At 50.8% G+C, this 23,749-nt stretch carries 22 protein-coding genes and 1 pseudogene; 12 read left to right on the forward strand and 11 right to left on the reverse strand.

Features of this window, described 5'->3' with window-relative positions:
* Positions 1-268 (forward strand): integrase core domain-containing protein (locus LX87_RS27700; protein ID WP_146624592.1); only part of this gene is annotated, 268 nt, incomplete at its 5' end.
* Here LX87_RS27700 and LX87_RS27705 read toward each other — a convergent pair.
* On the reverse strand, positions 265-816 hold the full coding sequence (locus LX87_RS27705; RefSeq protein WP_111631578.1) for an alpha/beta fold hydrolase: 552 nt from the start codon (positions 814-816) through the stop codon (positions 265-267). The two genes, LX87_RS27700 and LX87_RS27705, sit on opposite strands and share 4 nt — an antisense overlap.
* A 443-nt stretch (positions 817-1,259) precedes the next feature.
* Here LX87_RS27705 and gdhA point away from each other — a divergent pair, with 443 nt between their 5' ends.
* The 6 genes from gdhA (at position 1,260) to uvrA (ending at position 8,273) form a co-directional block, all read left to right on the forward strand.
* Positions 1,260-2,576 (forward strand): NADP-specific glutamate dehydrogenase, encoded by a 1,317-nt coding sequence (gene gdhA, locus LX87_RS27710; protein ID WP_111631563.1) that lies wholly within the window; start codon positions 1,260-1,262, stop codon positions 2,574-2,576.
* A 301-nt stretch (positions 2,577-2,877) separates the two neighbouring features.
* On the forward strand, positions 2,878-3,093 hold the full coding sequence (locus tag LX87_RS29200; protein ID WP_229310857.1) for a reverse transcriptase N-terminal domain-containing protein: 216 nt from the start codon (positions 2,878-2,880) through the stop codon (positions 3,091-3,093).
* Positions 3,094-4,356: 1,263 nt separating this feature from the next.
* Entirely contained in the window at positions 4,357-4,905 is a 549-nt protein-coding gene (locus LX87_RS29210; RefSeq protein ID WP_229310859.1) for a hypothetical protein, read from the forward strand.
* Entirely contained in the window at positions 4,890-5,336 is a 447-nt protein-coding gene (locus LX87_RS29215) for a zinc-binding dehydrogenase (protein ID WP_229310860.1), read from the forward strand. The genes LX87_RS29210 and LX87_RS29215 overlap by 16 nt, the downstream gene beginning before the upstream one ends.
* A complete protein-coding gene (locus LX87_RS29220) occupies positions 5,333-5,590 on the forward strand; it encodes a hypothetical protein (RefSeq protein WP_229310861.1) in 258 nt (85 codons plus the stop codon). The genes LX87_RS29215 and LX87_RS29220 overlap by 4 nt, the downstream gene beginning before the upstream one ends.
* 169 nt (positions 5,591-5,759) lie before the next feature.
* Positions 5,760-8,273, forward strand: a complete 2,514-nt coding sequence (uvrA, locus tag LX87_RS27730) for an excinuclease ABC subunit UvrA (protein WP_229310862.1) — start codon at positions 5,760-5,762, stop codon at positions 8,271-8,273.
* 1,060 nt (positions 8,274-9,333) lie between these two features.
* On the opposite strand, the gene LX87_RS27735 is transcribed toward uvrA, so the two are convergent.
* Both LX87_RS27735 and LX87_RS29445 read right to left on the reverse strand, forming a co-directional pair.
* Positions 9,334-9,741, reverse strand: coding sequence for a response regulator (locus LX87_RS27735; RefSeq protein ID WP_111631565.1), 408 nt, complete (start codon positions 9,739-9,741; stop codon positions 9,334-9,336).
* A 136-nt stretch (positions 9,742-9,877) separates the two neighbouring features.
* Positions 9,878-10,057 carry a prolyl oligopeptidase family serine peptidase gene (locus LX87_RS29445; protein WP_111631566.1) on the reverse strand — a complete coding sequence of 60 codons (180 nt, stop codon included), beginning with the start codon at positions 10,055-10,057 and terminating at the stop codon, positions 9,878-9,880.
* 410 nt (positions 10,058-10,467) lie between these two features.
* Between LX87_RS29445 and LX87_RS27745 the strand changes: the two genes are divergently transcribed.
* From LX87_RS27745 to LX87_RS27755, 3 genes are all read left to right on the forward strand, one after another.
* Positions 10,468-10,968: a hypothetical protein gene (locus LX87_RS27745; protein WP_111631567.1), complete on the forward strand. Its 501-nt coding sequence runs from the start codon at positions 10,468-10,470 to the stop codon at positions 10,966-10,968.
* 330 nt (positions 10,969-11,298) lie between these two features.
* Positions 11,299-11,550: a hypothetical protein gene (locus LX87_RS27750; protein WP_111631568.1), complete on the forward strand. Its 252-nt coding sequence runs from the start codon at positions 11,299-11,301 to the stop codon at positions 11,548-11,550.
* 33 nt (positions 11,551-11,583) lie between these two features.
* Positions 11,584-11,832 carry a hypothetical protein gene (locus LX87_RS27755; RefSeq protein WP_111631569.1) on the forward strand — a complete coding sequence of 83 codons (249 nt, stop codon included), beginning with the start codon at positions 11,584-11,586 and terminating at the stop codon, positions 11,830-11,832.
* A 460-nt stretch (positions 11,833-12,292) separates the two neighbouring features.
* On the opposite strand, the gene LX87_RS27760 is transcribed toward LX87_RS27755, so the two are convergent.
* The 6 genes and pseudogenes from LX87_RS27760 to LX87_RS27785 form a co-directional block, all read right to left on the reverse strand.
* Positions 12,293-12,616, reverse strand: coding sequence for a hypothetical protein (locus LX87_RS27760; protein ID WP_146624593.1), 324 nt, complete (start codon positions 12,614-12,616; stop codon positions 12,293-12,295).
* A complete protein-coding gene (locus tag LX87_RS29450) occupies positions 12,583-13,047 on the reverse strand; it encodes an IS3 family transposase (protein WP_374755152.1) in 465 nt (154 codons plus the stop codon). Before LX87_RS29450 ends, LX87_RS27760 begins: the two co-directional genes overlap by 34 nt.
* 7 nt (positions 13,048-13,054) lie before the next feature.
* Entirely contained in the window at positions 13,055-13,330 is a 276-nt protein-coding gene (locus tag LX87_RS27770; RefSeq protein WP_111631572.1) for a transposase, read from the reverse strand.
* A 369-nt stretch (positions 13,331-13,699) separates the two neighbouring features.
* Positions 13,700-14,218, reverse strand: a complete 519-nt coding sequence (locus LX87_RS29225) for a transposase (RefSeq protein WP_229310863.1) — start codon at positions 14,216-14,218, stop codon at positions 13,700-13,702.
* 235 nt (positions 14,219-14,453) lie between these two features.
* A complete protein-coding gene (locus LX87_RS29230) occupies positions 14,454-14,726 on the reverse strand; it encodes an IS110 family transposase (RefSeq protein ID WP_229310864.1) in 273 nt (90 codons plus the stop codon).
* Between the two features lie 271 nt (positions 14,727-14,997).
* A pseudogene (locus LX87_RS27785) lies at positions 14,998-15,313 on the reverse strand (DDE-type integrase/transposase/recombinase); the annotation flags it as partial.
* A gap of 422 nt (positions 15,314-15,735) precedes the next feature.
* Between LX87_RS27785 and LX87_RS27790 the strand changes: the two are divergent.
* Positions 15,736-17,784 carry a T9SS type A sorting domain-containing protein gene (locus LX87_RS27790; protein ID WP_111631574.1) on the forward strand — a complete coding sequence of 683 codons (2,049 nt, stop codon included), beginning with the start codon at positions 15,736-15,738 and terminating at the stop codon, positions 17,782-17,784.
* Between the two features lie 1,050 nt (positions 17,785-18,834).
* Positions 18,835-20,217, forward strand: coding sequence for a T9SS type A sorting domain-containing protein (locus LX87_RS29310; protein ID WP_170139497.1), 1,383 nt, complete (start codon positions 18,835-18,837; stop codon positions 20,215-20,217).
* A 401-nt stretch (positions 20,218-20,618) separates the two neighbouring features.
* On the opposite strand, the gene LX87_RS27810 is transcribed toward LX87_RS29310, so the two are convergent.
* Positions 20,619-22,847, reverse strand: a complete 2,229-nt coding sequence (locus tag LX87_RS27810) for a PAS domain-containing protein (protein ID WP_111631576.1) — start codon at positions 22,845-22,847, stop codon at positions 20,619-20,621.
* A 224-nt stretch (positions 22,848-23,071) separates the two neighbouring features.
* Positions 23,072-23,464, reverse strand: a complete 393-nt coding sequence (locus LX87_RS27815) for a response regulator (RefSeq protein ID WP_111631577.1) — start codon at positions 23,462-23,464, stop codon at positions 23,072-23,074.
* Between the last annotated feature and the right edge of the window lie 285 nt (positions 23,465-23,749).

The raw sequence follows: 23,749 nt of genomic DNA on the forward strand, positions 1-23,749 counted from the left end.
GGGTAAGATTGAGCGGTATCACCGGTCCATGAAAAATGTGCTGCTCCTGGAGCATTATTACAGTCCGGGTGAGTTAGAAAGTCGGATCGGTGAATGGGTCGATTATTATAATAATCATCGCTACCACGAATCGCTCGACAACGTCACACCAGCTGACGTTTACTGGGGCCGCCAGCAAAAATTATTAGTGGAACGGCAAAAAATTAAGCAGCTATCGCTGGTACAACGCCGGAAAAATTATATTTGCCAGCAAGGCCAAAGTGCTTAAAGTCTCTCTTCCCTTTCCAACTTAAGTTGTCCACTTTCTGCTGACGACGTACAGTTGATAATCAGGGGGGCCAGGAAGTTGGCCCAGCCAATGTAGTTTTTCTCCATGGTTAGCAAAAGCTCCTCAATGTCCTGGCGATCGAATCCGCCGATATACCCAGTTGCATCATTGATATAACAGGGGGAGGGACCAATCATAATCAGTTGACGAAAGCGTTGGGGAGCCTTCAGCGAAGCCAGTAAGCCAATCATGCAACTGACCGAATGGCCCACAAAAATCAGATCCGTCAGATCCAGGGCCGTACAAATGTCGAGCACATCCTGGGCATAGCCGTTGAGGTTTTGATACCGTTCTGGGTTATACGCACTGAGCTGGGAAGCACCCGAGCCCACATAATCAAACAACACCAATCGGTGGCTAGGCTCAAAAGCAGGGGTAATGTAACGCCACATCTGCTGGCTGCATCCAAAGCCGTGGGCAAAGAGCATGGGCTGGGTGCCTGCCCCCAGTTGGGTTATATGATTACGAGTAAGCACGGAAATCATCATCGCTGGAATAAGACGCGGTATAGGGCAGAAGGCCATAAAGGTAACAAAGCAACCCACCAAATCCCTATTTTCACCCCAGATCTTATTCTAGAGGCCGTCGTGGGCCGGATCCTGCGAACTGTTCGGCATCAGACCTCATTTCTGCACTGACTTGCTGAGCCAATCGTACTCAGGTGTATGCCTTAAAACTGAGCCGGCTCAAAAGCCTAGGAGGTGCTGATTCTCCCGCATCCTTTCTACCCTTTCTAAAAATTGATGGACAGGCAAGCTTACGGCTGTTTCGTTGCTTGGGATATGATCTATAGGCAACGACGACTGATCCGGTCCAAAATAGAATATAGTTTTTCGCTCGTCATACCTTATATTAGCTGGTCGTACAACAAAACATACGTTAATCATTCAGATTACCAACCCCTTCAACAGTGACTTCAGCCCCATCTTTCATGTCCTGGATCGTCGATCGAAATCCGGGCGAAAATGAATTCCATCAAGCCGTCCAGGAGGTCGCCGAAACCATTATTCCCTATATTGAGGATAAACCACAGTATCGGAAAGCCAGAATTCTGGAGCGCATCACAGAGCCTGAGCGGGTCATTATTTTTCGAGTACCCTGGATGAATGATCAGGGTGAAGTGGAAATCAACCGCGGTTACCGGGTTCAAATGAACAGTGCGATTGGCCCCTACAAGGGCGGTCTGCGTTTTCATCCCTCCGTCAACCTGAGTACGCTCAAATTCCTGGCCTTTGAGCAAATTTTCAAAAATAGCCTGACCCAGCTTCCCATGGGGGGCGGTAAAGGTGGTGCCGATTTTGACCCCAAAGGACGTTCCGACCGCGAGGTGATGGCCTTTTGTCAAAGCTTTATGACCGAATTGTTTCGTCACATTAGTTCAGACAATGATGTGCCAGCGGGCGATATCGGGGTAGGAGCCCGGGAAATCGGTTATTTGTTTGGCCAGTACAAGCGACTCAAGAATGAGTTTACCGGCGTACTGACCGGCAAAGCTGCCAGCTACGGTGGCAGCTTAATTCGTCCGGAGGCAACGGGGTACGGGGTTGTTTACTTCGTCGAGCAAATGCTCCGCCAGCGTCATGAGAAGCTCCAGGGCAAACGGGTGGTCATTTCCGGATCCGGAAATGTGGCGCAGTATACGCTGGAAAAATGCATGGAGCTGGGGGCGAAGGTCGTCACGCTCTCCGACTCATCGGGTTATATTTACGATGAGAAAGGGATTGATGCCGAGAAATTTGCCTACCTGATGCATTTAAAAAACGTAGCCCGGGGCCGGATCAGCTCGTATGCCACTCGGTTCGGCTGTGAATTTGTCGCAGGAAAAACACCTTGGGAAGTGCCCTGTGATATTGCCTTGCCGAATGCTACCCAAAACGAACTGAATGGGGAGGACGCCCGCTTGCTGATCAAGAACGGCTGTAGCTGCGTAGCCGAGGGGGCGAATATGCCGTGTACCCCGGAAGCCATTGAGGTATTTGAGCATAACGATATTCTGTATGCTCCCGGAAAGGCAGCGAATGCGGGTGGGGTGGCCGTTTCCGGCCTTGAAATGTCGCAAAATTCACTGCGATTGTCCTGGTCGCGTCAGGAGGTGGACAAAAAATTGCGGGAGATTATGTTGACGATCCATTCAACGTGTCTGCACTATGGACAGAAGCCGGATGGGCGCATGAGCTATCTACAGGGGGCCAACATCGGGGGCTTTGTTCGGGTGGCAGATGCCATGCTGGCGCAAGGGCTGGTGTAACGGTTAGACATTCAACTAAAAGCATAAGATGAGGGTAGCTGGAAGTTGCCTCAAAGGTGCAACTGCGGGCCGATGGGTAACTGGCCTGCCTGGAATGAACGGACAATCAGTGCCAGCGGCCGCTCCAGATAATGACTCTGCTCCTCCAACCACTGTATCGTGAACAAAACCGCCAGCTGAGCCTATCGCTGCCCGCTGAACCGGTCTATGTCAGGGGGATGAAGCCCGATTTTTCCGGTGGTCATGAACCTGCACTGCAACAGCCGACTGGCATGCCATTGATTGGCAAAAGGCATTCCGGTTGCTCAAAAATCTACGTTCCCGCATCTTTCGGGCGGCTCAGGAAGGCAACTACCAAAAGGTGCGTTCCTTACAGAAGTTAATGCTGCGCAGTTACGCTAACCGAGTGACCAGCGGGCGTCGGATTACTCAACTTAATACAGGTAAAGACACACAGGTGTGGATCGGGTGGTCGTCAGAACGGCCAGCGAACGCAAAAAGCTGGTGGAAGAATTAGGCCAACATCAACCTTGGAAAGCTAAACCCGCCCGCCGAGTGTATAGTCCCAAAGCCAACAGTAAATGAAGACCTTTGGGGATACCGGTTATCAGAGATCGATGCTTACAAACGATGGTGATACAAGCTTTGGAACCGGAATGGGAAGCCAAGGTTGAAGCCAGTAGTTACGGCTTTCGACCCGTACGAAGCTGCCATGATGCCGTCGAACGCATCTTTCGGTTTGCTCGTTCGGATGGCCGGCGAAAGTGGGTCTTGGACGCGGACATCCGAACGAGCAAACTGAAATCGTTCCGAACCAAACGGTCTTAAAATTTCGTGAGAACGAAATCGCAAAGGTGTCGCCATGGAATCGAAGTGGAGGATATCATCCATGCTTTTGCGATGAAGCTCCAGATCAACAAAGCCCGGAAATGGGCAAGAAATCCTGATAACTCCTATTTGCACGTCAAGTAATTAAAACTCTACTAAAAAGTCCCGGTCATTCGGGGCCGGGACCTAGGTTAAGATTAGGATAGTCAGGAACTTTACAACCACTTATTGTACTACTTAATCAGCCAATTGTTCTAATACCATCCAAAAAACCCCTCCCGGTTAACTAACCGGGAGGGGTCCTATTACTTACCAATTATTAAAGGTCCCCTGAGGGCACTTCTTATATATTACTACACTTTTATATGAAAGTACCATCAGGTAAGACTAGCCTAAATTAGCTTATGGGACATAAGGAGCCCCGCTTAACGGTGGCAGCGCTCCTTGTGTCCCATAAGCGTGGCCTGAAAAGGAGGGTGGGGCTTAAGGTTCTTTATGATCAAAAGCTCATAAGTTTACGATAGGTAATGTCCTATACTGGCCCTCTTAGTCGAGGGCCTTTTTTATTGTCTATGCTTAAACGCTGTTTTTTCCGAGCTACTAACCGACCCTGCCGCGAGTCCTTCAACGACTTAATCTAAAAGTCTCAACCGGGTCGGGCAGTACTGTCACTTGTTACTCGCTGCGGCCACTACATGGTCTCATTTTCGACACGTAGGTTAACTTATTGATAAAAGTTTAAGCCCTTATTGGACCAAAATTTATTGGTCATTGAGCTCACTATTTAGAAATTCGGTAACAACGCTGCAATAGCTCCATTCCTGTAAGGCTAATGCAGTTTGATCCACTTTGGTACTAAGTTTTTTGCTGACCACTAAAATCTTATTAATCCCACTTGTGTAATATGCATTGCAAGGTATCTTGCATAATTTAGTTACACCTAAAAATAGTGATGCAAACGAAAATTGATTTCTTTCTGACAAGGGACTTTTGGTTCCCTGGCCGTTGGTTGGGTGCCATATCAATGAGTATTGCGCCCTTGTTACTGCTTATGGCAGAACTACTGCGGGTCCAGTTTGATTTCTTCTTTACCCAACAACTCATTGCATTTGACCAACAACCAACGCGACTTCTTACGGTTTATAGTTTGTTTCTGGCAGGCAACATTCTGCTGTGGCCAGCGGTACTGACCTTAACTAACTTAGTTGAGCAGAAAGCACCAGCTTGGGCGCTCTGGGGAGGGTCATTTGTATTATTGGGCTTATTTGCCCGAACCTTCCATTACGGAGTAAATCATTTAGCGTTTCAATTGGTGAAAGTTCACCGGCCGGGACTTTCGGGTACTCGCACGCCTTTGGCGGTTATGCCGGTTCGCATGCCGAGTATATTCGTGTACCGTATGCCGACCGGGGTTGCTTTGTCATTCCCGAAGGGTTGCCCGACGAAGCCGCTGTGTTTGCGTCGGATGCCCTCCCAACAGGCTTTATGGCTGCGGATTTAGCCGACATCCAGCCGGGCAACGTAGTGGCCATATGGGGCTGCGGAGGAGTGGGGCAGATGGCCATTCAAAGTGCTTTTCTGCTGGGCGCGTCCCGCGTGACTGCCATTGACCGGGAACCCGACCGGCTGCGGATGGCGAAAGACATCAGCGGAGCCGAAGTGCTGGATTTCTCGAAAGTCGATATTCAGCAAGCGCTGCGGGAGATGACCGGCGGGCGTGGCGCCGACCGCTGCATCGACTGCGTGGGCATGGAAGCCCTCAGCGAAGGGCTGGATTATTATTACGACAAAACCAAGCAGTTTGTCCGGCTGGAATCCGACCGGCCGATTGTGCAGCGGGAAGCCATCCTGGCGTGTCGCAAAGGCAGAACCATTTCGATTATTGGCGTTTATGGCGGATTGGTAGACAGCATCCCGATGGGGCGGCCATGAACAAAGCCCTGACCTTCCGAATGGGTCTGCAGCATGGGCAGCGGTGCATTTCCCGCTTGCTGGAGCATTTGCAAAAAGGGGAGCTTACTTCAAGCTTCATGCTGACGCACAAAATGTCGCTCGATGAGGGCATGACAGGCTACGATCTGTTCAAGAATGCGGGTTGTTTTTGCTCCGCAATAGCAGGTTTGACTCCTTGTAAGGCGGACGGTCCGCCTTGCAAAGAGTCAATTCTAAACCATGCAGCTATTTAACGTTTTTATGAAGAGCTGGCTTTGTCATACATACCGATTGGTCCGACGGTGCGGAATGACAAAGCACCTCCTTTCCAGCTTATAAAAGAAAGTTTAAACCGTGTACCGAATCAGAAACTCGAATCTCCTTCCAACAACCCCTCACCATCATCGGTTATTCAAGAAAAAGTTGCTTACGAACCAAGTGAATTTCCCGTCTGAACATCAGCCGCAGGGCTTCATCCGCGTGCGCGGGGCCCGGCAGCATAATCTTAAGAATATCGATGTGACCATTCCCCGGGATGCGCTGGTGGTGTTTACCGGCATCTCCGGTTCCGGCAAATCGTCCCTGGCGTTCGGTACCCTTTACGCCGAAGCGCAACGCCGGTATTTAGAGTCGGTGTCCCCCTACACCCGGCGACTCTTCAACCAGATGGCCGTTCCCGAAGTCGACGCCATTGAAGGCTTACCTCCGGCCGTTGCCCTGCAACAGCAGCGCGGTACGCCAACCACCCGCTCGTCGGTAGGCAGTGTCACGACGCTCAGCAACCTGGTGCGGATGCTGTATTCCCGGGCTGGAGATTACCCGCCGGGCCAGGGAATTCTGTACGCGGAATCCTTTTCGGCCAATACACCCGAGGGGGCCTGCCCAACCTGTCACGGTTTGGGCAGCATTTACGAGGTTACCGAGGAGTCAATGGTGCCTGACCCTTCGCTCACCATCCGGGAGCGGGCGGTGGCGGCCTGGCCGCTAGCCTGGGGCGGTCAGAACCTGCGCGATATTCTGGTGTCGCTGGGTTACGATGTCGATAAGCCCTGGCGGGAGCTTCCCCGCCAGCAACGCGATTGGATTTTATTCACCGAGGAGCAGCCCGTTGTTCCGGTTTATCCCGGTTACACCCCCGAGCAAACCCGCCGGGCCCTTGAACGTAAGGAGCCGCCCGATTACATGGGGACGTTCAGCAGCGCCCGGCGGCACGTGCTGCATACCTTCGCCAATACCCAAAGTCAGTTGATGAAAAAACGGGTCTCGGCGTTTATGCTCCAAACCCGCTGCCCAACCTGCCACGGGAAACGGTTGCGGTCCGAATCGCTCTCCGTCACCTTTGCGGGGCTGCATATTACGGACCTGTCCGAACTCCCCCTCAAGCGCCTGACGACGCTGCTTCAACCCTATACCGAAGATCCGAAAGAAGTCCAGCCCGAGCGGGCGGAAGTGATTCGCCGGATCACCGCCGATCTGGTTGCCCGTCTTCAGGTGTTGCTGCAACTGGGGTTGGGGTATTTGTCCCTGGAACGGAGTACGCCCACGCTCTCGCCGGGTGAACTGCAACGGCTGCGGCTGGCCACGCAGTTGTATTCGAATCTGTTTGGGGTGGTGTACGTGCTGGATGAACCCTCGGCGGGTCTGCACCCTTCGGATACCGAAGCGCTGCTCTCCGCGCTGGCGGGCTTGAAGCAGGCCGGTAATTCGCTGTTCGTGGTCGAGCATAATCTAGATGTGATCCGGCAGGCCGATTGGCTGGTTGATGTCGGACCGGGGGCGGGTGAACTAGGAGGGCAAATTTTGTACAGCGGCCCCCCAGCGGGCTTGGCCCACATCAACGCATCGCAGACCCGACCCTATTTGTTTGCCTCGGAAAAAGGCTCCTTAGCGCGCCCCCTTCCTCCTTCGGACTGGCTTCAGCTAGTTGGGGTAAGCCGGAATAATTTGCAGGCGCTGGACGTAGCCATCCCCCTGGGCCTGCTGACGGCGGTGACCGGTGTGTCGGGCTCGGGCAAGTCCAGTCTGATCAGTCAGGTGCTGGTCGAACTCGTGGCGGCCCATCTGGGGCAGTCACTGATTGACGAAGACGAAGGAAATTCGATGGAGGAGGAGCGACCGGTTACGACGGTCGGTAAAATCACCCGTGGCCTGGAGCGCCTTAAGCGCCTGGTCCGGGTCGATCAGAAGCCCATTGGCCGCACGCCCCGCTCCAACATGGCCACCTACACGGGCCTTTTTGACGCCGTCCGGAAACTGTTTGCCGCCACGACGATGGCCCGCGAGCGGGGCTACGATGCCGGCCAGTTTTCGTTCAATGTGGCGAAAGGTCGCTGTCCACACTGTCAGGGGGAAGGGTTTGTGATGGTTGAGCTCCTCTTTCTGCCCAGTGTTTATAAACCCTGTCCGGTTTGTCACGGCGCCCGCTACAACGACCAGACCCTCGAGGTCCGCTACCGGGACAAAACGATCGCCGAGGTGCTGGCCCTCACGGTTGACGAAGCGCTCGCTTTTTTTAAGGAAGAACCGACGGTTTTGCGCTCCCTGATGGCGCTGGGCGAAGTGGGGCTGGGGTATCTGCGACTGGGACAGCCCGCCACGGAGCTGTCCGGCGGGGAAGCCCAGCGAATCAAGCTGGCGACCGAATTGCAGCGCACCAACAACGGTTCCACGCTGTACATCCTCGACGAACCCACGACGGGCCTGCATCCGGCCGACGTGGACAAGCTACTGGGTCAGCTTCGCAAGCTGGTGGCAGGTGGCAATACGGTTATCGTGATAGAGCATAACATGCGGGTCGTTCGGGCTAGTGACTGGGTCATCGACATGGGACCGGGAGCGGGCGATGAAGGAGGCCAGGTGGTGGCTCAGGGACCGCCGCTGGACGTGGCGCAGCACGCCGGTAGCCGCACCGCGCCGTATTTGAAGCTGTATCTGTAAATGCGGGCAGTTGATACAGGAGCGTTCGGATTAAGTGGCGGCCTTCATGGATCTGACCGGGGAGTAGCAATGTGCATTCTGTAAGGGAAAGTCAGAAACCTCAGGCTGAACACGCTTGTCTTATCCGTTTCCCTAAATACCTCATTTATGAAGAAGACCCAGAAAATTTCTTCGTCGCTCGCTGAGAGTGTTTAATGAAGCAGGATCACTGATCGAATTGGTTCGCTACACAACACTACTGACCAATATGCTTGTTTATTGACCTGGCTAGCCCAGAAAATAGCCGTATGTGACATAACCATTCTAGCTGAACTGTCCAACTAATAGGAGGCTAAGACACACAAATGTTGTGGGAAAGGGAACGAAAGAAGGAACCGGTCTTCATCAACAATTCATAACTTTCTGACCTTACCATTTTTTGGGCCGATATCCCCCTCTTTTGGATCAGCATGTTGGTTCACAAACTGCTGCTTACATTTTACGCTTGTCCCAAACACAGCCGGGACCTGTGAAAGTAATTTCATTCTAACGTAAGAGCCTTTTTTGAGATCAAGTATATAGTGGTTACTTGCTGCGCATGTTCTTTATTCCATGAATTTGCAATAGCACCAGCTTACATTATTGAGATTCCGACATCGGTGCGGCAACTGTCGCCTAATTGCGTTCTGGGATGAGACGGTAAGATTAACGGATGAATTTTCGAAAAGGAATAATTATTCACTATCATTGTTATATAATAATCCTTTATATACCAGATAATAGTTATGGTTCACAAAATTGTAGTTTTCATTTTGAGTAGTAGCGTTTTCCAAGTCTATGCTCAAGAATTAGTGAGTTTAAGCAACAAACAAGGCAGCCCTACGTTAGTCTCAAGGTGTCGAGCTACCAGTTCAAGAAGGCCTTGGCCTACAACGGTCCCGACTTTGGAACGAGAACGCTAGTAAGGTCTTTAGAAAATTTACAAATGTTACAGGCCAAATCCCAGCGGTTGTTCCGCGGTCAATAAAGCCTTTTTCACTTCCTACATCAATGTATCATCCGTCGGAGACAAAGGGGGACGCTATTTCCTAAACTCGGTATAAGCGTCATGTTCGATCACCGCAGGCCGCAGCAACAGTTCCAGAGTATCCAGCAGCTTCTCCATCCGTAAGGGCTTCAGTAAAAAGGCATCGGGCTGGTCCAAGTCTTGGTGGCTCCAGGGCCATTCGGCGGCTGACATGAGGATTACCGGCGAAGCAAAGGCCGAGTTCTTCAGCGCCCGCAACACCTCCAAGCCACTCAGGCGGGGCAATTGCATGTCCATCAGGATCAGATCCGGTACATAGACCCCGGACTGCAACCCAGCGAGGGCCTGCTGGCCATCATGGGCCGTGCTGACCCGGTAGCCATGCTTTGTTAATTGGTAGGTTAACAGTTTTTGATGGAAGGCATCGTCTTCGATGATCAGGATGGTAATGTCTTTTTTCATCTTTGTTCGCTTGGTGAGCTGGCCTTTACTCAGATTGTCATAGTGCCATCCATAATAGTGCCAAAATCCGGCGGAGTAAGGTGAGTAATTGGTCAGCAAGGCTGGCACTAGGCAAGAGCCACCATCTCGTAAATGGTTATAGTGTTGATTGATCAGGTAGTTCGGCGCAGGCTATGAAATCGGTAAACGTATTCATTTCCTTTTCCAGGTTGCTGTCTTCGTGCCACGCTTCCCCTAGGCCGGAGTCACACCGAACCTGGGCAATGGAATAGATAGAGCCGCGGTTCAAAGCACCAAACGGTGAACTTGCCAGCACTGAAGCGGTTGTACACTTTACTGTACGTCGTCAGCCTAAAGTAGACAAAAGGGTAGAAAAAGAAAGTAGCAACTTCAAGGGGTTGGTACAGTGGCTCCAAGAGGCTATACCATAGTACCCTATCTTTCAAACCATTACCAGCAACTTTATGTTATAATATTGGTATCAATGATACTATATACGTATATTCGGCAAAAAATATTGAAAAACTGCTTTGGCCATGAATGATATAAATCGCTATAGCACTGTTGAGGAATTGAAAGAAAACTCAAAACCGATTGATAGGAATTCAGCCAGATCAAAGGAGCGCCATAGTAGCTTTGAGTCTTCTATGAACCTTTTGCGACAAGATTATTTAAGATCTAAAGCTACATCAACTACTACGGAGAATATGGATAGAAACCACTTGTATGGATTATAGTGCTATTATTCGCCATATATGCAATGTTTTTAACAGAAACTCCGTAGAATACTTAGTAGTTGGAGGAACGGCTGTTGCGCTCCATGGGTATTACAGAAAATCCATTAATAAAGGCGGGCAGGTCGTCGACAAACCAGACTTAGACTTTTGGTACAATCCAACATATCCAAATTATTTCAATTTGCTCAATTCATTAGAGGCGCTTGGAAAAGATGTTTCGGAATATAGAGAAGAGCAGGCCCCCGATCCAAGACGTTCAAATTTTCAATTAGACTTCCCCGATTACAGTCTCGATATTTTGCCGTACATCAAGGCACCACTAAAATTTGTGCAATCCTTCGCGAAGAAAGAAGTTTTTTATTCAGAAGGTGTCGAAATTTCGCTTATAAGCTTCGACGATTTAATTTTGGACAAAGAATCTATGGGAAGGCCCAAAGACATGAGCGATATTGAGAATTTGAAGAGGAACAATCCTTCCCAACCTTTATAGCTCCTCCATTCTATAGCTATTAAAAGGTTACTCGCTGTATTTCAATGACTTATTAGAAAAATCTTTGTCCACATAGCCAAGTTTTTTCTTGCTTCTTGGAATATAGTTATCTGATCCGGAAGGAAGGCTGCCCGCATTGCTACCAACATTAGATTATCTAACTTCGACCTAGTTGGCCATTACCCTATTTTCTGGTATTGCTCGCACCAAGTGAGAGACAGGGGTTGGCCAGGCGATTGCTTTCAATAAGTATTTGCCCCATTCCCTCATTTCTGCTTGAAATGTTGGTGATTGTCCGCGTTTTTTCGCCCTCGCCTATCCCTACTATCAATGTTCCTCTATTTCTCCTACTTATCTTCTGATGGAGAGGTGCTGCCGCACACGCTCTATGCTGACCAACTGGAAATCCACCTGGATACCCTAAACAGCTTTGTTGCCTTTGGCAAGGTTTTAGTAGCGGCCTATCTGATTGATGACGAAGGCCACCGCACGGACTTGCCCATTGAAGCCTTTGATGGCTGGCCCATCGCTGATCACGTGTTGAACTTGCAGGAGCAGTATCAGCTGGTCTTAACCACCTAACAGACTCCATGCACCATCAAAGCTTGTAGAGGTATGTGGCTATTCTTTTCTTCTGTTTCTACCAGTGGAGAAATTTCCACCCATGGCTTTTGCAGCCCTGAGCTGGAGGACCATCTGGAGGCACTAAACCATTTTGTGGCGAGCGGAGGCAGCCTGCTCTCGGCTTTTTTGGCTGAAAAAGGCCAGCGTCTGGATTTACCCTTGGAAGCCTTCGATGGTCAGCCCGTCCGGCAGTATATTCGTGAACTTCAAGAACAGTACCGCCATGCACTAAGCTCATAAAATCAGGGATTTAAGTAAAGAACACATCCATTCTTTAAACGGGCGTATCCAAGTTCCAAGGGACTGCGTCTGGCAAACGCGTATCAATTAACCACCCAGCAGAACATTACCTGACTCCTCCTTTACTCACTGTTAAGGCACTTTTGTAGGTTTTGTGGGTTGGTCGTTCTACGTTTCTGCAATTATTTTTCTGCCGTAGTCCGCTTATGTAGGCTGAGGTGGTCCAGTTTTGCCGGACAGTCACTTATGCAAGTTCTGATTTAAAGTTAAGTAATATTGTTTCTCATATTGTTCAGGGCTGAGATAGCCCAGCGACGACCGGGCAGCCGGCGCTGTGCCGTCGTTTGCGCAGGGTGGCCTGTGCCATTGTAATAGCACAGCGCGGGCTGCCCCGTCAATGTAATCGAACAGTTCAATTCGAGCATCTTCCAGTGAACGGAAAGCTCCATTTTCCAATAATTCAGCTTTCAGCCTGGACCATCGGCCCGCCGAAGCGGCAAGATTCCATAAACGCATTGTCGTACGGATCCTTGGGTCGGCCGCCGGGCGGCCCCGTCATACTCTGTTGGATTTGATTAGTAAGTAAGGTATTGCGGAATGACTTGCCAATATACTGACCACGGCCCCGGCCGCCGGCCCGATCAGAATGGATGATCGCATTCGGATTCAGTTTACGACGCAGTAAAGCTTTTTTCAAGGCCTCATGGACTAAAGACTCTTCCATATGTAGTTCAATATGCCAGCCTGCAATCACAGATCCATCCAGGCTGCCAAGTAAGCCCATTCTCCATTGATTAAAGGAATATACGTAATATCCCCGACTAGTACCCACCCTGGTGCACTAGGGGGCGGACTATTTACTAACAGATTGGGGCTAAAAGGGCCGCTATGGCGACTGTCTGTCGTTCTAGGAATAAAGCTTCGAGGCTGAATGGCTACCAATCCTTGCTGGCGCATCAGCCGCCGGAGCTGATGCCGTCCCACCGCATAACCTTGCTCTTGTAAGTCAGGGGTTAATCGACGACTACCATATCGACGACGGTGATCGGCAAAACTGTCCTGCAGAGCAACAATGAGCTTTCGTTTCTCTTCAGATGCATGATGGCTCAGACCCTTTCGATAGGCATAGTAAGCACTTCGACTGATATCCAATGCGTTGCAGATTATTTGAATCGGGTGATGGTTACTCAATTCAGTAACTAGCTTGTATACCACCGTCAGGTCATCCGGCTTGGGCAGCCCCGCTGAAAATGGCCAACGCTTTTTTTAAGACTTCGCGTTCCTGCTCAACACGACGAAGTTGTTCCCGGACCCGCTCATATTCCTCGATAGCTACGGTGCAATTGGATGGTGGGTTGGTTTTTTTATCCCCTTTCCAACGATAGAGCAGGTTTTCGGAGATGCCCAGTGAACGGGCCACATCGCCAACGGTTCGATCACCTGCAGAAGCTAAACGAACAGCTTCTTTTTTGAAATCTTCATCATACTGCTCGGGCAGCCCCGTTTCGACGAGGCATCCGCACGGATTTGTTTTGGCTCATGATACAGCTAAGTTAAGCACTTAGACTGTCCGGCAAAAATGGACCATCTCAGAGTCAGCCAGCACGCTCGTAAACGACTCAAGAGCCTATTTCATTTAGCAGGGCGGCCTGTGCCGAGCTATTTCTGCTATCCGTGTGAAAGGGGAATTAAGAGAATACTATCAGCGTAAAGTAAGTGAAGGTAAAAGTAAAATGTCCGTTATCAACGCTGTACGCAATAACGGGGCCGCCCGGCGGTTGATTCATCGTATTTACGCAGTGGTAAGGCGTGGAGAAAAATACGACAAATTCTATCCCCTTTCTCTTGCATAGACCATGAACTGTATTCAAATGCAAGGGGCTGCACGAAATTTTGGTTGATAATTATCATTAAAGTTCTCGCCAAACCGAACCAAGGCAAACGCCTGACGAAGCAACCGCCGGGCGGCCCCGTTGTTGGCAACGGCGATCAAGGCTAACTTGGACGGTTTACCGGCGGCCTTCAAGCGTTGATAAAACTCTCGACAGGCTCTATTGCACCGAATGGCCGACCGCCGGGCGGCCCCGCAACTAGCGACATAAAGCAGGCCTCTAAGGTGAGAATCACCGGTTCGACAAATGCCACGGTGGGTACTCATCTTACCCGATTGAAACGTGGTCGGAGCTAGGCCGATGAATTTAGCCACTGCTTTAGCCGACTGAAAGGCTTGGAAGCCATTGGTGGCTTCAAGTAAGGCCGTGGCCACCTTGTGGGATATCCCTTTGATGGATAGTAAACCCTGGTACTGCTCGTGATATTCGGCTTCGCAGAGTTGACAGACTTCCTGCTGTAAGTCGATGATTGCCCTTTCAAAAGAGTCAATCATCGTCTGTAAACTCTGCTCGGTAGAGAAGTCTTTGACGGGTAAAACCCCAAACGAATGTTATAAATTCAGCAAAGTCCTGCGTTGTTTATGGTACTGGCGAAGCAAGGTTCTTTTCTGACGAAGCCGTAGCAAGCTATCGGCAGCCATCTGATAGAGAGGAGGTTGAATGAGTCGGCCATACTCAGCTAACAACACCGCATCTCGTGGATCGGTCCTGGTTACCGACATCTGCATTTTAGAGAAGTTGTGGCCGCTTCGGCGGGCCGATCTGTTTGGGGTTGATGACCGAGATGTCGATGCTTGCCTGACAGAGCATATACGTCACTAAAACAGAATAGGAACCCGTCGCTTCCAAAATGCAGTGAGCTTGAGTCGGCAATTGTTTAATCAGGCCGCGAATACCATCCGGCGTATTGGCAAAAGTAGTGTTTGTCCAGCCACCAGTTGGTAATGAGTAGGCTACGGCTAAGCTTGTTTTGGCAACGTCAATTCCGACATAGTTTTTCATTACGGTCAGTGTTTAGTGAAACAAAAGGGGAAAGGAGCAATGAATTTTTGGACCCTAGCATAGCATACACGGTTTTGCACCAATTGAACTGTGGCATCGGCCATCCGACGAGGCTTAAAAAATTCACCCGTGTAGATTGGAACATGGTCTGCAGGGTTGGCTATAGAAATCTCGGATTTCCCTACACGGGGTGCTCATCTGGCAGGCTAATTACTGCCATTTTGAGTTCTTGTTGCAACACAGGTCAAACGTACTATAGAAATCCGCCCGGCTGGGTCATTGGATGAAAAGGAGCGCTCCGAATGTGAGTTATTCCTTCCCCTTTCAAATAGCCCTTCAAATACTGCGAGACGTAAGCTGAGCCGTTGTCCGTCAGCATACGAGACCGCTGATCTGCACGCAAACTACTAGCTTTCAAAGCTGCTTGCACGGTCCGCTCCACTTCTACCGCCTGCATCCCAGGGCATAGCTCCCAAGCTAGAATATAGCGAGACCGGGCGGCCGGGGCCGTAGTCATCCAGCACCGTTGAGAGATAGTACCAACCCCAGCCCTTGACCTTGAAATATGTAAAGTCAGTCTGCCAAATGCATTTTTACTTTTGTAGAATGTTGGTCAAACGTTGATAAAACGGTATTGGCTATTGTAATTAAATAATAAAAAATTATATTAACTTGATAGTGATTTGAGGTTTGTATGTTTTAGACATACGATTTAAACACCCGTCAAAATTAATCCCGGTGTTTACTAACCTGCTAGGAGCACCCTTTTTTGCCAGTCATTAATTAAAAGTTTTATCGCTTTGGTGGCCGTCCAATGGTTAGATTAATGATCCATTAAGGACGGTTTAACATATCATATCGTAAACGGGTCTGACAAGCTGCTGAATCACACCATTCACTGCTTGTGTGGCCGTTGGGCCGCCTGCTTTGCAAGGGTCTTTCTATCCCTTTGCTGCACTTTAAACGTTATCCCTGCTGGCTTTTAATGACCTATTAAATTCCTACCCTCATGAGACAATCGCTACTCCGGATGGGTGCTGCGCTGGTGCGGGTACACCGACTTTCTTTTTTCTTAACGGTCCATTGGCGCCATTCCATAACGCGCTATGGCCAAACAGGTCTGTTGGTTATCGGCCTGTGGGGCAGTGGGTGGGGACAATGTTTCCTACCGGCTTTAAATCTGAATACCGCGGGTCATCGCCCTGCCGGCGTGGTCATCGGCGACTTTAATGGGGACCGTCGGCCGGACCTGGCGGTGACCAATAGCGGAAGTAACACCGTTACCCTGCTGCTCAACAACGGTCAAGGAAGCTTTAGCCAAACCATTTCTCATCCCGTTGATGGCCTGGCCCCTGGTGCCCTGGTCAGTGGTGACTTTAACCAGGATGGCTGGTTGGATGTTGCCGTAGCCAACCGCGGAAGTAATAACGTCTCGGTGCTGCTGGGTAATCGTCAGGGAGCCTTTACAAAGGCCATCAACTTAGCGGTGGGTGAACGGCCTCAGGCCATTGCCGTGGGCGACTTCAATGCCGATCAGTTGGGTGACTTAGCCGTCGTTAACTACACCAGCAATACCGTCTCGGTGCTGCTCAACCAGGGACAGGGCCGCTTTGCCCCCGCCGTCTGCTACCAAGTATATGGCCGAAACCCGAACTCGGTGGCTGTGGCCGACTTTAACGGGGATACCCGGCCTGACGTAGCCGTGTCAACCAACGGATACAGCAGCGAAAATGTATCGGTCCTGTTTGGCAACGGGCAGGGTGGGTTGGGAAAGGGTAAATTTTTTAACGTCGGCTACCGACCCGGATCCATTGCGGTGGCGGACTTCAATGGTGACTCCTTGCTTGATTTGGCCGTTACCCACGGTGGTAATTTTTCCGATCCGTACTACGTGGGGGTGTTGCTGGGCAAGGGGCAAGGGGAGTTTGGGCCAATCACTAGCTTTGAAGTGGGGGCTAGTCCCCAGCAAGTAGCGGTAGGGGATCTGGATGGTGATCATCGGTCCGATCTGGTGGTGGCCAACAACGAAAGTAATACACTTTCGCTGCTTTACAACTGTCCTACTTCCAGCCTCCCCTCGGTAGTTGATGTCAGTCTGATAGACGCCGGTGATGGGCAGTTGATCGGTCCCCTGACGGATGGCGCCCAAATCGACCTTCGCTCCTTTTCTGCCTCGGCTACGTTTAGCATCCAGGCTAACACCAGCGCAACAACGGTTAGTGTAAAGTTTGTTCTAAGTGGCCCTCAGAGCCATACGCAAGTCGAGTCGGTGCCGCCTTATGCCTTGTTGGGCGATTTCCCGCCCGGAACCTTTAAGGGGTGGAAGCCGATCGCAGGAAGTTACCGTTTGCAAGTAACACCTTATGCGGGGCTGAATGCCAGCGGCCCAGCCGGACAATCCCTCTTGCTACACTTCACGGTCATCAATTCACCGGCAATCCTGGGCTTGCAGCTGCTGAACGCCGACAATGGGAACATAGTCGAGCCATTAACGGATGGACAGGTAGTGAACCTAGATGCTTTGCCGACCCGTGTGTTGACCATTCAGGCCCAGGCCAGTGCCGGCACCCGAAGTGTACGATTTAACCTGGATGGAGTGCAGCACCGAACGCAGACGGAATCAGTGGTTCCCTTTACCTTGTTTGGGAATACGGATCACAGCTTCAGGGGCTGGACTCCGCCCCTGGGTCGGTACAGTTTAAGCGTAACCCCTTTCAGCCAGGCGGCAGCAGGGGGCTCACAAGGTGCTTTGCTGACGATCAGCTTTACCGTGATTGACCAACCGGCGGGGAGTCGGCTAGGCGTAGAGGGCCAACAGAGGGGTTTACAGGTGCATCCCAATCCGTTTAAGGACTCCTTCACGCTCGAGCAGGCAGGGCCAGCCGATGGAGCGCGGTCCGTGGTGCTCTATGATGGGGTGGGTCGCAAAGTCTATGAGCAGCGAGTCGAATCGCAGCAGTTGATCCAGCTGGGCGCGGGCTTAGCACCCGGCATTTATCTTCTCGAGGTGGGAGAGGGGCCCCGCTTTCAGCGTCAGAAGCTGCTGAAAATTCCCTAAGGGAAACGAAATGGATCCTTGAGAACAACAGTGCGGTACTAGCAGCAGGCCGCAGCTCTTATATAACTGTCAAACAACGAGCCAAAGGCCCGGCGAGCTTACTCCATACGGTTTCGTTGAAGCAGTAGCAAACACGGGGCGGGTTAATCTCGCCCTGAATAAGGCCGATGCGTTTGAGCGCCTTAAGATACTGCTAAGCAGTTGCCTGGGCCAACGGGACCATTCGTGTAAGGATATTTCAGGATAACACAAGACTTCGATAGTAAAAGGCCAATGTTATGAAGAATGCTAAGGTGCTTGGATAAATTAGATACGTATATCCTATAGCGTCAGCAAATCGCCCGGCATTATAGATCGGGCGATTTGTTAAATTTCGTTTCCTAATTAGGGGAATTTCCCCTTCCTTTATATGTTAACAAATCAATAAATTACTGCACTTTGCTAGTAAGCAAGGTAGCAGACAAGCTTTTTTGTTTTTCACCCTATCCTGATTGATGTATGAAACACTTCTTTACGTTTTGGCTGCTGCTGGCAGCCAGTTTTTCGGCGCACGCGCAGACGCCTGCTTATCCTCCCGAAAGCTTTACTGCTCCAGGGGTGTACACAGTAAGTATACCATTTGAAGGTTACCCCCAGGATAAACAATACTTGGTAACCATCACCGCCCGGGGAGCCGACGGTGGGGGAGCTGGCGGGGAATACGGTACAAAAGGCGGTAGTGGGTCCACCGTCCAGGCCACTTTTCGGGTGCGAGCTCAACCCGAAGGCTTTTTCACCATTATTGTGGGGCAGGCCGGGCATACTTCATCTGGCTATTACCAGGACAGTTTCGGCGGCGGCGGCGGGGGGTCAGCCGTGAGCATAGAGGAATATTTTGGCAACCGCTCCTTGTTAGTGGCCGCCGGGGGCGGCGGCGGAGGTAGCTATGAATATCCCGGTGGTGGGGGTAAGGGACTAGGACCAGCCAATGGAGGCGGTGGTGGTTCTCCGGTTTATACATCGGGTGGGGAAGGTGGTGGAGGTGGCGGCGGCCTAGATGGACCCGGCTACATGGGAGGATTTTATGATCAAAGACATGGTGGGGAACCTTGGCTAGCCGGTGGAGGTGGTGGTCAGGCCAAGCTATTTGAGATCAGCCCCGGCGGATACAGTTATAACAATATAGCCGATGGGGGCGCGGGCTTCGGCGGCGGGGGTGCAGCCGGGTTAAATGGCTTTTCTGGCGGTGGGGGCGGCGGTGGCTATGGGGGTGGCACAGGGGGCGGAAACGATTTCGGTGCCGGAAACTACACCAGTCATGGTGGCTACTCCTACGTTGGTCCCACGGGCACGAATACAACCATCACACCGGGCAGCGAGCGCGGTACCCAATTCCAGAATGGTTCGGTAACCATCGCCTTTTATGAACTAGATGCTACGGCGATTACTAACTTCGATATAATCAATGCTGACACTGATCAGGTGCTTGCGCCCCTTGAGGAGGAAGGCACGGAAGGCAAAGAGGTCAACTTGGCCGCCTTTTCAACCCGCAAGCTAAACATTCAGGCTAATTTCAAAACGACTCCCCCCGGTTCGGTGGTCTTTGAGTTGAGTGGCCAGCAGTCGCGCACCCACATTGAGAACTCGGCGCCTTTCGCCTTGTTTGAGGATAACAACGGCGACTTTAAGAACTGGACACCGGCCCCGGGCAACTATACGCTAATGGCCACCCCCTACTCGGGTCCCAACGGCACGGGTACGGCCGGTGCACCCTATAAAGTCAGCTTTACGGTGATCGACCTGATTTCGATTAAGAACTTTTCCTTAGTTGAGGCAATGTGGGGTAGCACCCTCTATGATATGTCAGACGGTTCGGTTCTGGATCTAGCCGGCACCTCCTCTCCTATTTATAACATCCGGGCCAATACCATTCCCAACGCCGGGGTTAGCTCAATCGGTTCGGTGGTCTTTCAATTAAACGGTGCCCAGACACTGACCCAGATTGAGAACGAAGCACCGTATGCCCTCTTCAAGGATGATGATGGCGACTACCGCCCCTGGACGCCTAAGGTCGGTTCCTATACGTTGACGGCGACGCCCTACTCAGGTCCCAACGGCACGGGTAAAGCGCATATTTCAAAAACCATCAATTTTCAAGTCATTCGATCATCCCCTCCGGCCCGGCTGGCCGCTGACGCTGAGTCAGATTCCAGATCAGTCCGGGTCTTCCCCAACCCCTTCACCGAGTCATTCACCATTGAGCCGAAAGGGGCGCAGTCCGGTTCGCAGCCGGTGGAGTTGTATGATCTGCTGGGCCGCCGGGTGTGGCAGGGCGTGACGACAGGTGATAAGCAGATGGTGCCCGTGGGCAGCCAGCTAGGCGCAGGAGCCTATATTTTACGAGTTGGTGAGGGGACCAGGGCCCAAAATATCAAGGTGGTCAAAGCTCCTTGATGGCCATCCCCCTTTAGAGTTTGTTTTATCCTGGCGGCTATCGGATGAGGTCGCCGCCAGGATAAAACAACTAGTGCGATAAATTATTCCAACCCGGCCGTTTTCCCTCTTGGGATTCACTGGTGGAACGGGTAATCTAGGGCCTGTTTTTCGGCGCTCTGATTACGCCGGATGTCAGATTGTTCTTTCGGACTCATGATAATGACAAAGTAAAAAATCGAATGGATTACTTGTCAACCAAAGTTCTGATTTCCACAAAGAGTAGTAACTGGACATCTACTGACAGAAAGTGCTTCCCATTGGACCGTGAAACGTCGCTCGGACGGGGCATTACCGCCTTAGTGGCCTGAACGTGTTGACCGGCTTTTAGCGGCATCTCCCTGCCTGGGCTAACCTTTTGATTAGGAACTTTTTAGCGCTTTATAGCTCTTATTGATGACATCTTTTACGATTTCGTCCAGATCCTGAGCCGACGTAAGCAGATAGGATAGGGCGGTCTGCCGGGTGTGCTCATCATTTTCCGGATCAGTTAGCAACGGTATCAATCCTAAGATGCCCGCTAGGGGAGCCCGGACCAGGTGGGCCTGGGTCCAGGCAATTTCCCTTAACTGTACGTTATGCGCTTCAACGGCTTTCGTATAAGCCACTTTTTCGGTGATATCCTGTAGAGCGCCAATCATTCGCACCGGCTGTCCCGTTGGGTCATCGAATATCAAAAAGCCCCGGTCAAATACGTGCTTATAGCTACCGTCTGCACACCGGAAGCGGTATTCACTAGTCCACCGGGGGATCTTGTTTTGGATGCTATCATCGACCGTTTCGGCCACCCGGTTCACATCCTCCGGATGAACATGATCATGCCACCACTGGTAATCGTTCTCTACATCTTCATAGCCAAACAAATCATTTATGCCATGATTCCATACCAGTTTCTTGGATACCATGTCAATGTCCCAGATGGCATCGCTGGTGGCCTTCGAGACAACGTTGTACCGGTCCAGATGTTCTTTGATCTTTAATTCGTTTTCGACTCGCTCGGTGACGATGCGGGAATTGCACACGATGCCGCCAATGACCTCATCATCCCGCATGTCGGTGATTACCATCTCAACCCAATGGGTTTTTCCCTGTTTATCAACATAGCGGAAGGGAGTAACAGTGTGCTGTTTTTTGCTATTCAACACCTGGAATTGCTCGATAAGAAATGGCCTGTCCGCTTCATGAATGAAGCTGAAGGAGTTATACCCGATAAAATCCTCCGGGGCAATTCCTAACAGGCGCTCGATATTCGGGCTTACGTATTTACAGTAACCGTCCATGTCAATAATCGCAATCAGATCCGAGCCTTCCTGAATGAGCGTCTTGAAGCGTCGTTCCCTGTTGATGAGGGCCTGTTCGGCCTTTATTTTTTCGGTAATATCAATAGCGACCACGATTCGGGCCTTTAGGGGGCCAAACCGGATGGAGTTACCCCGGGTGTGAACCTGGATAACTTCTCCGGATTTCTTCACATGGCGCATTTCAGCGGAGTGAAAAACCCCATAATTGACTTCCTTCCGGATGGCACTTACCAAGAGCTCCGCATCCTGCTTTGGCCGGATATCGAGGATGGACATTGATAAAAATTCCTCCTTCGTATAGCCGTAATGGGCGATGGCGGATTGATTGACGTCGAGAAACATCAAAGAATCAAGGTCATACACCCACATGGGCAGGGGGTTCATGTGGAACAGGTCACTGTAGGTGTCTTTCAGTGATTCCAGTTCGGCCTGGGCTTTTTTTCGTTCTGAAATATCGCGCAGCACGCCAATCATTCGCGTAGCACGACCTTGCTGGTCCCGCAGAATATACCCGTTTTCTTCTACAAACACATCAATATCATCCGACCTTCTTAACCGGTAATGGGCTTTCCAGTTATTCTCCGCCGGATTTTTCAGCGTTTTATTCAAACTCTTTTGTAAGGCCGAAATGTCCTCCGGATGTACCATTGTCGCCCAGTTTTCAAGCGGGAACCGGTCGTGGGGGGTGTAGCCGAACCAGCGCAAGAAAGCCTCTCCCCAATGGATATGATTCAGCGCGATATCCCAATCATAGATTACATTGTCGGTGGCTTTATTGACATAGTAATACCGCTCGTTACTTACCTTAAGTTCGTGTTCAATCTGTTTGCGCTGGGTGAGTTCCCGGGCCAGTTTAACACGGTTTTCTTCCAGTTTTTTTTCGGTTTCAACCAAGGCGGTTACATCGGTGGAGCTTTGGACAATATAGTGGATCGTACCGGCTTCATCCAGTAACGGATACGTTTCGACATTCCAGTAACGCACCTCTTCATGGCTTTCGGAAGAGGGCAGGTCATACCGGTGATACCTGATCAAATGAGGGGTTTTATGACTTAAAACATGATCGAACGCCCGGAGAATAGTCAGCGTCCTGCTGCCATCATCATCCCGGTTGGCGGGGAAGGCGTCAAAGAAAGGCCGGCCCACCAAAGCGCCACAATCGGTACTGGTGGCCGATAAAAAAGCCTGATTTACCGCTGCGATCGTGTAGCCCGGTTTATCTGGCTTCAGGATCACGCAGGGAGTGGGTATCGAGTTATACAGTACTACAATCTCATTCAGGCTTACCATTGTTTAACGGTTTTAGTAGGTTTCGGATTCACCCGTTTTTTTATCGTTCGCATCCGGTGTACTTTGTAGCCAGCCTTCCTCTATTGCCTAGGATGCTGTTAAATGCCGCAGCTTTGTGAGACAGTCAAAATTCGCATCCGGGGCCGGGTTTGGATCCATCGGGCGATTAGGATCCGTCGTAATCGACGGACTAACGTGTACTCGGATGGTAAACTAAATGGAGGCTATTCTCTAATTGGGTCGCTTAGCAGTTCGGTGAGTTGCTGTTTGGACAGCGGTTTGGTCAGATAGCCCTTCACTTGGGCATACGTCTGAGATTTCAACACATCGGCCGGGTCAATCGATGAACTAACCATATAAATGCGGGGTCGATACGTAGTAGCTTCCAGCTGTTTGAGACCCTCCAAAAACTGCCAGCCATTTAAGAGGGGCATGTTGATATCCAGCAGGATCAACTCCGGTAGCCTCTGTAAATGCGATTGGTTGGCCTGAATAAAATCCAGCGCAGGCTGACCGTCCTGGAAGCCCAGAAGCTGATGACCGGGCGCTATTCGCTCAATTAGTTTGTGGGTCATAAACTGAAAAAGGTGATCATCGTCCACGATGGCAATCTTCATAACCGATTAATTCTTTCCTTTTGGAAGCGTTTATCCAGAAAGGACGTGGCAATTATAGGGAACACATCGGCATCCCAATTGGGATGCTTCCTACAATCTTCAAAAAACATGCCATCACCAGAACCTTCCCAGTATGCTCTGAGGATGATGAGCACAAACGGACTCATTAACGTACTTCGGTCCCGTTAACTACTAACTACCGCTGGCTTCAGCCCGTAGGGAATACCATTTCTCCAACGTCGCCATCAACTCTTCCAGTTTGACCGGCTTGCTCAAAAAACCATC

The sequence above is a fragment of the Larkinella arboricola genome (genome assembly GCF_003259745.1).
Classification (GTDB): domain Bacteria; phylum Bacteroidota; class Bacteroidia; order Cytophagales; family Spirosomataceae; genus Larkinella; species Larkinella arboricola.